Origin of the sequence: Janibacter sp. GS2 (genome assembly GCF_051200835.1) — a bacterium.
Lineage (GTDB): Bacteria > Actinomycetota > Actinomycetes > Actinomycetales > Dermatophilaceae > Janibacter.
This window is the reverse complement of the sequence record NZ_CP195161.1, coordinates 3370428-3384343: the sequence shown is the minus strand read 5'-3', so window position 1 is coordinate 3384343 and position 13916 is coordinate 3370428. Positions and strand designations below refer to the sequence as shown.

The following is a 13916-nucleotide window of genomic DNA, read 5'->3' as shown; positions in this document are numbered from 1 at the left end:
GTCGGTATCGTGCGCGGACACCCGCACCGAAGGAGCTGCACATGGAGCTGGACCCGTCGACCTTCGAGACCATGAGTCCCGAGGAGTTCGCACAGACCGTCACGGCGATGTCCGACCGGGAGATCTCGGAGGTCATGCGCGGAGAGCACCGCGGCCCCGTCCTCGAGGCCGTCTTCGGGCGCTTCCCCACGCTCTTTCGCCCGGAGCGCGCGGCCGGGGTGAGCACGACGACCCAGTTCCGGATCACCGGAGGACCCGACGGGCACCCCCACGACACCTTCGAGATCGTCATCGACGACGGGGAGTGCTGGGTCTGCGAGGAGCCCGGGGACGACTACGACGTCTCGCTGATGATGGCGCCGCCGGAGTTCATGAAGATGGCGACCGGTCGAGGCAATCCGACCATGCTGGTCATGCGCGGCAAGATCAAGGTCAAGGGAGACCTCGCCGCGGCCGCCAAGTTCCCGTCCATGTTCGACATCCCGAAGGCCTGATCGCCGATGAACCCCCTGTCCATCGCCACGACCATGGCCAGGCGGGGCATGCTCACCCCCGGGCCGCCCGTCAACCAGATCAGGCAGCTCAGCGCCCTGAGGAAGTGGGGCTTCGGTCTGGCCGGTGAGATCCGTCAGGCCGCCCACCGCTCCCCGAAGGCCGTCGCCGTCATCGACGAGTCCCGCGGAGCGACGACGTACGCCGAGCTGCTCGCCAACTCCGAGAAGATCTCCCTCGTCCTGCGCGAGATGGGTTTCGGGGCCGGGGACCGGGTGGGGCTCCTCGCCCGCAACCACGTCCAGGCGATCGAGGTCATGTGTGCCGCGTCCACGGTCGGGATCGACCTCGTCCTGGGCAACACCGGCCTCTCCGGGGCGCAGTCCGCCCAGGTCGCCGAGCAGCAGGGCATCACGGCGCTCATCCACGACGACGAGTTCGCCGAGATCGTGAGCCACCTGCCGCAGTCCCTGCCGACGGTGACGGAGAGCGAGCTGCGCCGTCGGGTCGAGGGGATGGCGCGTCCGGCGGATGTCCCTGTGCCTCAACGGCCCGGCCGGACGATCATCCTCACCTCGGGCACGACCGGCACACCGAAGGGAGCGGCCCGCAGGACCCCGGGTGGTTTCGGACCGCTGATCTCGATCATCGACCGGATCCCGTTGCACGCCAACGACCGCATCCTCATCTCTGCCCCGCTCTTCCACACCTGGGGTCACGCGGCGATGCAGCTGTCGATCGCCCTGCGGGCGACGATCATCCTGCAGCGCACGTTCTCCGCGGCCGCGGCCCGTGCCGCGCTCGAGGAGCAGCAGCCGCACGCGATGTTCGCCGTCCCCGTGATGCTCCAGCGGATGATGGAGCTGCCGAGCGACCCGGGCGCCACGGCGCGCCGACAGCTGCGCGTGGTCGCCACCTCCGGGTCGGCCTATCCCTCGGGCTTCACGACGGCCTTCATGGACGAGTACGGCGACGTGCTCTACAACCTCTACGGCTCGACCGAGGCCTCGTGGGTGTGCATCGCGACGCCCGCGAACATGCGCCGTGCTCCCAACACGGCGGGCACCCCACCGCTGGGCACGGTCGTGAGGATCCTCGACGACGACGGGCGCGAGGTCGCCGACGGGGAGAAGGGGCGCATCTTCTGCGGCAACGAGCTCGTCTTCGACGGGTACACGAACGGCCAGACGAAGGACTTCGTCGACGGGCTCGTCGCCACCGGCGACGTCGGGCACGTCGAGGGTGACCTGTACTTCGTCGACGGGCGCGACGACGACATGATCGTCAGCGGCGGCGAGAACGTCTACCCCAGCGAGGTCGAGTCGCTGCTCGCCGAGCACCCGGCCGTGCGCGAGGTCTCGGTCATCGGCGTCCCGGACGCCGACTTCGGGCAGCGTCTCGTGGCCTTCCTCGCGCTCGTCCAGGGGCACGCCTTCCCCCCGGAGGAGGTCACGGAGCACGTGCGTGCCCACCGGGCCCGCCACTGCATCCCGCGCGAGGTCGTCTACGTGGACGAGCTCCCGCGCAACGCCACCGGCAAGGTCCTCAACCGGGAGCTGCGCACGCACCTCACCGGCTGACCGCCGGGCGACCGGCGCCTCGGCTCAGAGCCAGGCGCCGAAGGCCATCGGTTCTCGGGTGAAGCGATAGGTGGCCCAGTTGAGGTGGCTCACGGCCCCTTTCGCGTCACGCCGGACCCGCAGGACCTCGCCCCGCTCGCGACCCGAGACGGTGCGGAAGCGGTCGGTCCCGTCCGGCTCGAAGATCGACGGGGGCGCCTCCTTGGGCTGACCGGCGATCCGTGCCTCGAGGCTGCCGCGGCGCACCGAGAGGACGTGGTGGGTCCCCTCGGAGTACCAGTGACCCAGCAGGGGGGCCAGCTCCCCGGGTACGTGCTCTCCGGGCTCCCACGGCGTGGCTGCGACGGGCTCGCGCTCGATCGCGATGGTGCCCAGCTCGATCGCCACGGCGGCTGGCGGGACCGGTGCGGAGTTGTTCATGAGGATCAGCCCCGTTGTGGCGGACGAGCGCTCGGTGAAGACTCCGGTGATCGATCCGGGCCAGCCGCCGGTGTGGCCGACCCAGGTGCGGCCCTCGTGGCGCACGAGCTGCAGCCCCAGGCCCCACGCGAAGGTCCACCCGGTGGTGTCGGCCACGACCTGCGGCTGGCACATCTCCTCGAGGGTGTCGGGGGAGAGGACCTCCTCGAGGGGGTCGGCGACGAAACCGCCCCAGCGGGCGAGGTCGGTCGGGGTGGAGAGCAGACCGCCGGCCGGGTCGAGCGCCCCCGCGTCGAGGACCGGCTCCTCGATCGGGACATCGGCGAAGGGGGGCACGTAGTACCCCTTCGCCCTGCGTCCGCTGGCCGTGGTGCCGGTGCGGGCCATCTCGAGCGGGTCGAGGATGCGGCGGCGGATGGCCTCGGGCCAGGGGCAGCCGTCGAGGCGGGCGATGATCTCCCCGAGGACCGCGTAACCGAGGTTGGAGTAGTGCCACCGGTCGTGGGGGCGGCCGACGCGCTCGGCGTCCGACCATCCCGCGAGCAGCGCCTCGCGGCTGGGCATGACCATCGTGTCGAAGACGTCACCGACCGGCTCGCGCTGCATGCCGGAGGTGTGCGAGAGCAGCTGGCGGATCGTCACCCGGGCGTGCGAGCTGTCGCCGAGGTGCTGCTCGACGGTGTCGTCGAGGTCGAGCCGCCCCTCGTCGCGCAGGGCCATGACCGCCACCGCGGTGAAGGTCTTGGAGTTGCTGGCGACCGCGTACTGGGTGTCCTCGTCCGGGGAGTCGCCGGGGGAGTCGAGGTCGATCGTGCCGATGCCGTGGAACCACTCGAGTCGGCCGGTGCGGGCGACCCCGGCTGCCAGCCCGGGCACGCGCCCGTCGGTCTGGGCCGTGAGGGCGCGAGCGGTCAGGGCGCGGGCGGTCTCGTCGCTGAAGGTCATGACCTCAACGTATCGCCGCCCGTCCTTCGCATCTGCCTAGGCAGATGCGCAGAGGGAGGGGCGGGTCACTCCGTGATGAAGCCCTGGTCCGTGAGCCAGGCGAAGGCGACGTCGGCCGGGTCCTTGCCGTCGACATCGACCTGCGCGTTGAGGGTGATGAGCACGTCGTCGGTGAGCTTCTTGGTGACCGGTCCGAAGAGGTCGACCACGGCCGGGTACTCGTCGACGACGGCCTCGGTGAGCACCGGTGCGACGTTGTACTTGGGGAAGAACTCCTTGTCGTCCTTGAGCACGGTGAGGTCGAGCGCCTTGATCCGGCCATCGGTGGTGAAGACCTCGCCGAAGGTGCAGGTGCCGTTGTCCGTCGCAGAGTAGATCGCGCCGGTGTCGAGGACCTTGACGTTGTCGGCGGGGAAGTCCTTGCCCTTGGCCAAGCCGTACGTCTTGAGCATCGGGACGAAGCCGTCGTTGCGGTTGTTGAACTCCGACTCGACGCAGAAGGTCAGGTCCTTCTTCGGGACCTGCGACAGCTCGGAGAGCGTGGTGATGCCCAGCTTCTCGATCGTCTCCGACGGACCGGCGAAGCCGTAGGTGTTGTTCATCGGCGCCGGTTCGAGCCAGACGAGCTGGTTCTCCTTCAGGTCCCGGTCGCGGACGGCCTCGTACTGCTTCTGCTCGTCGGGGATCGGCTTGGTCTCGCCGAGGTAGGCGATCCACGCGGTGCCGGTGTACTCCCACTGCATCTGCACCTGGTCCTCGAGCATCGCCTGGCGGGCGCTGGAGGAGCCGGGGATGTTCGTCAGGTCGGCGGCATCGGCCCCGGCGGACCGCAGGAGGATGACGGCGATCTTGCCCAGGATGATCTGCTCGGTGAAGTTCTTCGAGCCGACGCCGATCGTGGCCCCCGACAGGTCGATCTCCCCGATGGGACCGGCGACCGCGCCGCCGGGGACGAAGCCACCACTCGTGCCGAGGCCGCAGCCGGAGAGCCCGAGCCCGAGGACGCCGACGCCGCCGACGAGCAGCGAGCGGCGGGTGGGGCCGGCGCCCGAAGGGAGGTTCCGTCGGCTCGTCATGAGGTCCCCTTCGGGCTGAGCAGGACTTCGAGCACGCGCCCGGCCCAGTCGACGAGCAGCGCGACGACGGCGATGATGATGGCGCCGCTGACGAGGATGGGGTAGCGAAAGAGCGTGATCCCGGTGGTGATGAGCGCGCCCAGACCGCCGGCATTGATGAAGGTGGCGAAGCTCGCCGCGCCGACGACGAGTACCAAGGCGGTGCGCACGCCGGCCATGATCACCGGCATGGCCAGGGGCAGCTCGACCCGGCGCAGCACGCCGGCGCCGGACATGCCCATGCCTCGCGCCGCCTCGACGAGGGTGGCGTCGACCTGCTGCAGCCCGACGATCGTGTTGCGCAGGACGGGCAGGAAGCCGTAGATCGCCAGGCTGAGCACCGCCGTCCTCGTGTTGAAGCCGAGCCAGATGGCGAGCAGGACGATCAGCCCGATCACCGGTGCCGCCTGGCCGGCGTTGGCGAAGCCCGTGACGAGCCCGGAGTAGCGCTTGAAGGAACCCCGGGTGAGCAGGATGCCGGCCGGGATCGCGGTGACGAGGACGACGGCGGTCGTGATCAGGGTGAGGACGATGTGCTCGCGGGTGAGCTCGAGGATCGTGCCCCACGCGAGCTGGCGGGACTCGATGTCGTCCAGGTCGGCTGTCTGTCGCCAGATCGCCCAGCCGCCGAGGATGACGGCGCAGAGCAGCGGCAGCCCGACGAGGAGGCTGGTCGTCGTCTTGCGGTCCTCGACGCCGGTGTCGACCGAGGTGGTCTGCTGGGCGTCCTGGCTCATGACGGCGTGTCCTCGTGCGCGGCACGGATGTGGTCGGTGACCGCCTCGAAGGTCACCACGCCGAGGAACTCGTCGCGTCTGCCGGTGACGAGCACGCCACCGTGGGAGCTCGCGAGCATCGAGTCGAGGGCGTCGTTGATCGTCGCGCGTCGGTCGACGACGGAGATGTCCGCGTCCGACTCCGCGGGCAGGCGGCCCATCCGGGTCGCCTCGCCGAGGCTGTACCACCCGGCGGGACGGCGCCGGGCGTCCAGGACGATGACGTCGCGCTGACCGGCGGCCCGGGCCGCCTCGGCGGCGGTACGCCCTTCGTCCCCGACCGACGCGATGACGGGACTCTGCAGATCGAGGTCATCGACCCGGGACAGGCTCAGCTGCTTCAGCGAGGAGCCGGCGCCGACGAAGTCCTCGACGAACTCGTTGGCGGGGTTGGCGAGGATGTTCTGCGGGGTGTCGTACTGGGCGATCTTGGCGCCCTCGCCGAGCAGCAGGATGCGGTCGCCGAGCTTGACCGCCTCGTCGATGTCGTGGGTCACGCAGACGATGGTCTTCTGCAGCTCGTCCTGGATGCTCATCAGCTCGTCCTGGAGGCGCTGGCGGGTGATCGGGTCGACCGCGCCGAAGGGCTCGTCCATGAGGAGGACGGGCGGGTCCGCCGCGAGGCCGCGGGCGACGCCCACACGCTGCTGCTGGCCGCCCGAGAGCTCCTTGGGGTAGCGGTCCCGGTAGCGGGAGGAGTCCAGCCCGACGAGCTCGAGGAGGTCCTCCACGCGCGAGTGGATCCGGTCCTTGTCCCACTTGAGCAGGCCGGGGACGAGCGCGATGTTCTCGGCGACGGTCATGTGCGGGAAGAGCGAGCCACCCTGGATGACGTAGCCGATGGTGCGGCGCAGCGCGGTGGCGTCCTTGCTGCGGATGTCCTCGCCACCGATGGTGATCGTCCCGGACGTCGGGTCGTGCAGTCGGTTGATCATCTTCAGCGTCGTCGTCTTGCCGCAGCCCGAGGGGCCGATGAACATCACGATCTCGCCCGCGGGGACGGTGAGGGAGAGGCTGTTGACCGCCGGGGCGCTCTGCCCCGGGTAGGTCTTGACGACGTCGTCGAAGACGATCTCCGCGCCGCTGACCTCGGGTGCGGGGGAGTCGGCCCCGGGTGCGGGCTGGTTGCTCGTGGTGGTGGACATCAGACGCGGATCCCCTTCGAGGTGGTGAGCCTGCTGACCAGCAGCAGCGCGGCGTCGAGCAGGAGGGCGAGGATGACGACACCGAAGGTGCCGACGAGGGCGTAGTTGAGGGCGTTGGCGCCACCGATCTGCGCGAGGCCGGTGAAGATGTAGGCGCCCAGGCCCGGGCCGAGGACGTAGGCCGCGATGGCGGCGACACCCATCGACATCTGCGTGGAGACCCGCAGCCCGGCCATGATCACCGGCCAGGCCAGGGGGAGCTGCACCCGCAGGAAGCGGGTCGTGGAGCTCATCCCCATCCCCTTCGCCGACTCCAGCAGCGTGGGGCTGACCCCGGACAGGCCGACGACGGCGTTGCGCAGGATCGGCAGCGTCGCGTAGAAGGTGACGGCGATGAGCGGGGGCAGGGTGCCGATGCCGACGAGCGGGACGAGCAGGCCGAGGAGGGCGAAGGAGGGGATCGTCAGTCCGATGGCGCTGATCATGTTCGCGGTGGACTTCAGCCGCGGGACCTGCGTCACGAGGACGGCGAGGAGGATGGCGATGATCGTCGCCATGAGCACGGACTGGACGACGAGCGAGACGTGCTGGAAGGACCGGAATGCGATGTCCTGCCACTTGTCTGCGATGAAATCGCCCACGGTCCAGCCTTCCACCCCCGACGGTCGGGGGGTCGCTCCACTTAACCTCGTCGGGGCGGCGATCGGTGCGGGGGACACGCACCTCTATGTACTTGTGACCTTGTGCGCCCGATCCGAGCGCCGTCCCCGCCCTGCCCTAGGCTCGCGGGGTGAGTGCACGAGAGGGGACCTTCATCGCCTTCGAAGGGGGCGACGGTGCCGGCAAGTCCACGCAGGTGGACCGGCTGGCCGCGTCCCTGACGCGGGCCGGCCGCGAGGTCGTGCTCACCCGCCAGCCCGGCGGCACGCCGCTGGGCGCCGCGCTGCGTGACCTCGTCCTCCACGGCGAGGCGGTCACCCCGCGCGCCGAGGCGCTGATCTTCGCCGCGGACAAGGCCCAGCACGTCGAGGAGGTCATCCTCCCTTCGCTCGAGCGGGGCGCGGTGGTCATCACCGACCGGTACACGGACTCCTCGATCGCCTACCAGGGCGCCGGACGCGACCTCGGCTCCGCCGAGGTGGCGCAGCTGCAGGGCTGGGCGGTGGCCGGGCTCCTGCCGCACCTGACCGTCCTCGTCGACATCGACCCCGGCGAAGGGAGGCGCCGCCGCGGCGCCGTCCACGACCGGATGGAGGCGGAGGCCGATGCCTTCCACGCGGCCGTGCGGGGGCACTTCCTCGCGCTGGCGGAGCAGGCCCCGCAGCGGTACCTCGTCGTCGACGGCACCGCCGCGCCGGAGGAGATCGCCCGCCGCGTGTGGGCCCGCGTGACCGAGGACGGGTTCGGATGACCACGGCCGCGGCCGCCCCGGGGATCTGGCGTGATGTCATCGGTCAGCCCCAGACCGTCGCCGCCCTGCAGCGGGCGGTGAGCGAGCCGGGGTCGATGACCCACGCCTGGCTCTTCACCGGCCCTCCCGGGTCGGGGCGCTCCGTCGCCGCGCGCGCCTTCGCCGGTGCCCTGCTGTGCCCGACCGGCGGGTGCGGTGGCTGCCGCGAGTGCCGCACCGCCCTCGACGGCACCCACGCCGATGTCGAGGTCCTCGCGACCGAGGCGCTGTCGATCGGGGTCGCCGACACCCGGGCGCTCGTCCAGCTCGCCGGTCGGGCGCCGAGCGTGGGGCGCTACCGGGTGATCCTCGTCGAGGACGCCGACCGGCTGACCGAGCAGTCGGGCAATGCCCTCCTGAAGGCGCTCGAGGAGCCGACGCCGCGCACGGTGTGGCTGCTCTGCGCGCCGAGCCTGGAGGACGTCCTCGTCACCGTGCGCTCGCGTTCGCGGCACGCGCGGCTGCGCACGCCGCCCGTGGAGGAGGTCGCGGCCCTGCTGCACCGGCGCGACGACATCGACCTCGGCATGGCGACCTATGCCGCCCGTGCGGCGCAGAGCCACATCGGCCTGGCCAAGCGGCTGGCCACCGACGAGGGCGCGCGCATCCGGCGCCGCGACACCCTCGCGATGGCGTCCCGCATCCGCGGCGTCTCCGATGCGGTGGGTGCGGCCGCCGACCTGCTGCAGATCGCCGAGCAGGAGCGCGACCGGACCCTGGAGACCCGGGCCTCCCGCGAGAAGGAGCGCCTGCTCGAGACGCTCGGGGCCGACCCGAGCGCGCGCAGCCAGCCGCCGCACATCCGCGCGCAGATCACCTCCCTGGAGAAGGAGCAGAAGACCCGGGCGACCCGTTTCACCCGCGACATGATCGACCGCGCCCTCGTCGACCTCATGTCGGTCTACCGCGACGCCCTCGTGCTGCACGCTGGCAGCCCGGTCGGCCTGGTCAACGAGGACGCCCGCGCGATCGTCGAGGAGGTGGCGCGGTCCTTCACCGCGGAGGGTCTGCTCCGGGCCATCGAGGAGATCGCCGCCGCGCGCGAGCGGATCGGGGCCAATGGTGCGCCCCTGCTCGCACTGGAGGCCATGGCGGTCGGGCTGCAGCTCCCGAGGTAGCGTCTGCGCCATGCTCCACCCCGGTCGTCGCCCCCTTCGCCTCGTCGCCGCCGTCGCCGCCCTCGTGCTGCCGGTCGCCGGCTGCTCGGCGCTCGACTCCGGTCCGCAGCCCTCCGGGCTCTCGGCGGGCGACCAGCAGCCACCGCCCGGGACGCAGGGGCTCGAGCCCTTCTACGCCCAGGAGCTGGCCTGGCGCGACTGCGACAGCGGGGAGTGCGCGTCGCTCGAGGTGCCGCTCGACTGGGACAAGCCCGGGGAGGAGACGATCAAGATCGCCGTCAACCGGGTCGCGGCGAAGGGGGAGAAGGCCGGCTCGCTCGTGGTCAACCCGGGGGGGCCGGGTGGCTCGGGCGTGGACTACGCCGCTGCCGCCGACCAGATCGTCGGGAAATCGATCCGCACGAACTTCGACGTCGTCGGGTTCGACCCGCGCGGAGTGGGCCGTTCGGCGCCGGTGAACTGTGTCACGGACCGCGAGCTCGACCGGTGGATGGGACGCGACCCGTCACCCGACGACGCGGCGGAGCGGAGCAAGGCCGTCGAGGAGTCCACGCGCTTCGGTGAGTCCTGCAAGGCGACGACCGGCGAGCTCATCCGGCACGTCTCCACCGTCGACGTCGCCAAGGACCTGGACGTGCTCCGCTCGGCCGTCGACGACGGCAAGCTGACCTATCTCGGCAAGTCCTACGGCACGCTCATCGGCTCGACCTACGCCGACCTCTTCCCGGACCGCGTCGGCCGGATGGTCCTCGACGGGGTCATGCCGCCGGACCTCACCGGTCAGGAGGGCGCCATCGGCCAGGCGAAGGGTTTCGACACCGCGACCCGTGCGTGGGCGAAGGATTGTGCTTCCGGTGACTGCCCCTTCGGCTCGTCCGAGGACGAGGTCGTCGAGTGGGTCCAGGCCGAGCTGAAGGAGCTCGACGCGGCGCCGGTCCCGACCAGCGGCGAGCTCGAGCTGACCGAGGGGTGGGCCTCGATCGGTATCGCCCAGGCCATGTACGACGAGAGCCTGTGGCCGCGGCTGACCGAGGCGCTCGTCGCACTCGACGAGGGTGACGGAGGTCCGCTGATGGACCTCGGGATGGTCTACGCGAGCCGCAACGCGTCGGGCCGCTACACCTCGAACATCATGGAGGCGCTGCCTGCGGTCAACTGCCTCGACCGCGGAGACGACACCGACCCGCGGGAGTGGCAGACGGTGGCCCAGGAGGTCGCCGACGAGGCGCCGATCTGGGGTGACTTCCTCGCCTGGGAGAGCCTGAGCTGCGCCACCTGGCCCGTCCGGGCCACCGGCACGGCGCACACGGTCGATGCGAAGGGAGCCGACCCGATCCTCGTCGTCGGCACCACCCGCGACCCGGCGACGCCCTATGCTTGGGCGAAGCGCCTCCACGAGCAGCTGGACGACTCCGCCCTGATCACCCACGAGGGCGACGGCCACACCGCCTACATGCGACAGGACGACTGCGTGGACACGGCGGTCGAGGAGTTCTGGCTCACGGGTGAGCTCCCGGAGGGCCAGGAGCTCACCTGCGACTGACGCGCCGAACGCCTCCTCGCGCCCCGGCGCAGCGGTGGGTTACGCGCAGGCCGGCGCGGGTGAGTCCGCCGTCGGTGTGACGGTGATGGTCCCGCGCCAGCTGGGCACCCAGACCCCCTTCTGCGTGTCCTTGCCGCTGAGGACGACCTCGTACTCGCCGGGCGGCGCCCAGGCGCCCCAGCTCCCTTCGGACTGCCGGCCCCGCCAGGTCACGGTGAGGTCCGTGTCGCCCGAGCGGGTGCCCGTGCGGTCGGAGACCACACCGAGACAGTCGTTCTTGATCCGCACGCGCCAGGTGACGTTGCCGGCGGTGCCGACGGTCAGTGCTGAGCCGCCGCTGCCGTAGGGGAGCGTCGTCGGGTTCGTGCTCGGCCGGTAGTAGGCCGAGGACTGTCGCTCCTTGGCCCCGGCGCGGATGTCGCGGAGCCGCGCGTTGAGGTAGCGGCCGGGACAGACGGTCTGGCCGACGGATCGGTGGCCGACGACGGTGTGGCGCCAGTGGCCGCCGATGGTGGCCGCCGCCGAGGGGTCGACGTGGTGCCGGCCGAGCTTCCACGCGACGAAGCGCTCGATGTTCGTGACCATCGCGTCCGGCGCGGTCGCGGTGTCGTAGTTGCCCATGGCGGAGATGCCGAAGGTCTCGTCGTTGACGCCCCGAGCGTGGGCGCCGACGACCGGGTTCTCCAGGCCGCCGGCGCGACCCTCCCAGAGCCGACCCCACTTGTCGACGAGCACGTTGTAGCCGATGTCGTTCCAACCGCGACCGTTGACGTGGAAGTCGTAGATGCCGCGGAGGATCCCCGGCACCTCCTCCTGGGAGTACGCGTTGATGCCCGCGGTGTGGTGGACGACGGCGCCGCGCACCTCGCCGTGCACGGGATCGCCCTTGCGGATGGACTCGTCGGCGCCCCACTCGGCGCGGCTGTGCACCGTCGGCTTGGCCTGGACACCATCGGCGGTCGCGCCCGGTGTGGAGCCGACATCACCGTCGGCGTCGGAGGTGCCGGGGTCGACGACGTCGACCTCGAGCTCGGCGGGCTTCGCGCGGGCGGACTCGACGCGCACCTGGATCCCGTCCGAGGCGGCGGTGATGAGCGGCTGGGTGCCGCCACGGGCGGCGGCGGCCTCGGCGGACCCGGCGTCCGGGCCCCCTTCGGCCTCGAGGAAGCTCCAGTCGGTCCACGTGCCGGTCCGGGCGTCGCGGGTGCGCACGAAGGCCTCGACGTCGGTGCGGTCGCCGCGCCAGGTCACCCCGGCGACCCGGAAGTCCCGGGTGTCGAGCTGCGTGGTCATGCCGACGACCCGGTCACCGGAGCGACCGGACGAGGGCACCGACGGGGCGGCCTTGAGGGCGGTGGTGTCGACACCGCTGATGGCGATCGAGTCCCGCTGCGCGGGGACGGGCTTGGGGGCGGCACTGGTGTCGACCACGGGTATGACGGTGATGAGGGAGGCGGCCAGCGCCGCCGGGAGGAGGCGGGCCAGGGGACGGCGAAGGGGGCTCACGAGACGCTCACAAGGGGGTAGGGGCCACGGGAACGGCCTAGGTTAGGTCGTTTCCTCGCCCGCGGCAGGATGAGCGGTGCAGGCCCCGGGACTCAGTGTCCGTCGCCGAGGCGTCCGGTGAGCAGCTCGTGGCGGTCGGCCGAGGCCTGGTTGAGGCCGACGATCTCGACGCTCTTGCCCATCCGCTCGTACTTGGCCTGGACCCCGTCCAGGGCGGCCACCGTCGAGGCGTCCCAGATGTGGCTGTCGGTCAGGTCGATGACGACGCGGGCGGGGTCGGCGCTGTAGTCGAACTGGTAGACGAGATCGTTGCTCGTGGCGAAGAAGAGCTCGCCGGTGATCTTGTACACGCGCACATCGGGCTCCCCGTCGCCGTCGACGTCGGTCTCGGTGATCCGGTCGACGTAGGCGAAGTGGGCCACTCGGCGGGCGAAGGCGACCATGGCGGCGATGACGCCGACGATGACCCCGTAGGCGAGGTTGTGCGTGGTCACGGTGACGAGGACGGTCAGGCCCATGACGATCGTCTCCGCGCGCGGCATCCGTCGCAGCGTCGCCGGGTGGATGCTGTGCCAGTCCATGGTGGCCACCGAGACCATGATCATCACGGCCACCAGCGCGGCCATCGGGATCATGCCCACGAGCGGTCCCGCACCGAGGACGAGGGCGAGCAGGAAGACTCCGGCGAGGAAGGTGGAGATCCGGGTGCGGGCCCCGGAGACCTTGACGTTGATCATCGTCTGCCCGATCATCGCGCAGCCGCCCATGCCGCCGAAGATGCCGGAGGCCATGTTGGCCACGCCCTGGCCCCAGGCCTCGCGGGTCTTGTCGGAGTGGGTGTCGGTGATCCCGTCGACGAGCTTGGCGGTCATCAGCGACTCGAGCAGTCCGACGAGCGCCATGGCCAGGGCGAAGGGCGCGATGATCTGCAGGGTCTCCAGGGTCAGGGGCACGTTCGGGAAGAGCAGCTGGGGCAGCGACTGGGGCAGCTCGCCCTGGTCGGACACGTCCGGCAGCGTCCAGCCGGTGGCCCACACGAGCGCGGTGATGGCGACGATGGCCACGAGCGGTGCGGGCAGGGCGGTGGTCACGCGCGGGAGCGCGAGCATGAGGACCAGGCCCAGCACGACCATGGGGTACACCAGCCACGGCACCCCGAGGAGGTAGGGCAGCTGGGCGGAGAAGATGAGGATGGCCAGCGCGTTGACGAAGCCGACCATGACCATCCGCGGGATGAAGCGCATCAGCTTGGCCACGCCGAGCAGGGAGAGCACGATCTGCAGGATGCCGGCGAGGATGACCGTCGCGAGCACGTAGTCGAGGCCGTACTCGCGGGCGAGCGGGGCGATGACGAGGGCGATCGCGCCCGTGGCGGCGGTGATCATCGCCGGACGACCGCCGACCACGGCGATGGTCACGGCCATGACGAAGCTGGAGAACAGGCCGACCCGGGGATCGACTCCGGCGATGATCGAGAACGAGATGGCCTCGGGGATCAGGGCGAGCGCGACGACGAGCCCCGCGAGGATCTCGGTGCGCAGCCGTTGGGGGTTGCGCAGGGCGGCCCGGGTGGAGGTCTCTCGCCCGCCGGCCTCGGGGACGACCGAGGCGTCGGGGCCGGCGGGAACGGTGCTGACGGATGGTGCAGGCACAGGGGTCCTTCGAAAGCGGGGACGGGACAGGAGTGAGGGGTGACGACGTCGTCACGGGGTGGTACGCCGCGGCCCACCGCTCCGGGCGAAGGGGGGCTGCCGGGCGGTCTGAGCCCGCGGCACCGCAGCAACTCTACCGCAACGTGAGAGTGGCGGAGTGCACCTCCACCTCCG

Annotated in this window: 12 protein-coding genes; 5 read left to right on the top strand and 7 right to left on the bottom strand. The window is 71.2% G+C overall.

All coding sequences use genetic code 11. From position 1 onward, the window contains the following. Positions 1 to 41: 41 nt before the first annotated feature. The gene (locus ACR9E9_RS16390) at positions 42 to 494 is read left to right on the top strand and encodes an SCP2 sterol-binding domain-containing protein (RefSeq protein WP_435200370.1); all 453 of its coding nucleotides are present in this window, start codon (positions 42 to 44) and stop codon (positions 492 to 494) included. Positions 495 to 500: 6 nt separating this feature from the next. Beyond that, positions 501 to 2072, top strand: coding sequence for an AMP-binding protein (locus ACR9E9_RS16385; RefSeq protein ID WP_435200368.1), 1572 nt, complete (start codon positions 501 to 503; stop codon positions 2070 to 2072). Positions 2073 to 2096: 24 nt separating this feature from the next. On the opposite strand, the gene ACR9E9_RS16380 is transcribed toward ACR9E9_RS16385, so the two are convergent. The 5 genes from ACR9E9_RS16380 to ACR9E9_RS16360 all read right to left on the bottom strand — a co-directional run bounded on the left by ACR9E9_RS16380 (position 2097) and on the right by ACR9E9_RS16360 (position 7114). Continuing rightward, positions 2097 to 3437 carry a serine hydrolase domain-containing protein gene (locus ACR9E9_RS16380; RefSeq protein WP_435200366.1) on the bottom strand — a complete coding sequence of 447 codons (1341 nt, stop codon included), beginning with the start codon at positions 3435 to 3437 and terminating at the stop codon, positions 2097 to 2099. 65 nt (positions 3438 to 3502) lie between these two features. Then, the gene (locus tag ACR9E9_RS16375) at positions 3503 to 4513 is read right to left on the bottom strand and encodes a glycine betaine ABC transporter substrate-binding protein (protein WP_435200364.1); all 1011 of its coding nucleotides are present in this window, start codon (positions 4511 to 4513) and stop codon (positions 3503 to 3505) included. Further along, complete coding sequence (locus ACR9E9_RS16370) at positions 4510 to 5289, bottom strand: ABC transporter permease (RefSeq protein WP_435200362.1); 780 nt, start codon at positions 5287 to 5289, stop codon at positions 4510 to 4512. The genes ACR9E9_RS16375 and ACR9E9_RS16370 overlap by 4 nt, the downstream gene beginning before the upstream one ends. Then, complete coding sequence (locus ACR9E9_RS16365) at positions 5286 to 6473, bottom strand: ABC transporter ATP-binding protein (protein ID WP_435200360.1); 1188 nt, start codon at positions 6471 to 6473, stop codon at positions 5286 to 5288. The genes ACR9E9_RS16370 and ACR9E9_RS16365 overlap by 4 nt, the downstream gene beginning before the upstream one ends. Further along, positions 6473 to 7114 (bottom strand): ABC transporter permease, encoded by a 642-nt coding sequence (locus ACR9E9_RS16360; protein WP_435200358.1) that lies wholly within the window; start codon positions 7112 to 7114, stop codon positions 6473 to 6475. The genes ACR9E9_RS16365 and ACR9E9_RS16360 overlap by 1 nt, the downstream gene beginning before the upstream one ends. 149 nt (positions 7115 to 7263) lie before the next feature. On the opposite strand from ACR9E9_RS16360, the gene tmk reads away from it, so the two are divergent. Genes tmk through ACR9E9_RS16345 form a run of 3 tightly spaced genes read left to right on the top strand, consistent with a single transcriptional unit; the run spans position 7264 to position 10584 of the window. Further along, the gene (tmk, locus tag ACR9E9_RS16355) at positions 7264 to 7884 is read left to right on the top strand and encodes a dTMP kinase (protein WP_435200356.1); all 621 of its coding nucleotides are present in this window, start codon (positions 7264 to 7266) and stop codon (positions 7882 to 7884) included. Then, positions 7881 to 9041, top strand: a complete 1161-nt coding sequence (locus ACR9E9_RS16350) for a DNA polymerase III subunit delta' (protein WP_435200354.1) — start codon at positions 7881 to 7883, stop codon at positions 9039 to 9041. The genes tmk and ACR9E9_RS16350 overlap by 4 nt, the downstream gene beginning before the upstream one ends. 10 nt (positions 9042 to 9051) lie before the next feature. Then, a complete protein-coding gene (locus ACR9E9_RS16345; RefSeq protein WP_435200352.1) occupies positions 9052 to 10584 on the top strand; it encodes an alpha/beta hydrolase in 1533 nt (510 codons plus the stop codon). Between the two features lie 39 nt (positions 10585 to 10623). Here the strand turns inward: ACR9E9_RS16345 and ACR9E9_RS16340 are convergent, their stop codons facing one another. Further along, positions 10624 to 12090, bottom strand: coding sequence for a peptidoglycan recognition protein family protein (locus ACR9E9_RS16340; RefSeq protein WP_435200350.1), 1467 nt, complete (start codon positions 12088 to 12090; stop codon positions 10624 to 10626). Positions 12091 to 12182: 92 nt separating this feature from the next. Next, entirely contained in the window at positions 12183 to 13742 is a 1560-nt protein-coding gene (locus ACR9E9_RS16335) for a SulP family inorganic anion transporter (protein ID WP_435200348.1), read from the bottom strand. Positions 13743 to 13916 lie beyond the last annotated feature (174 nt).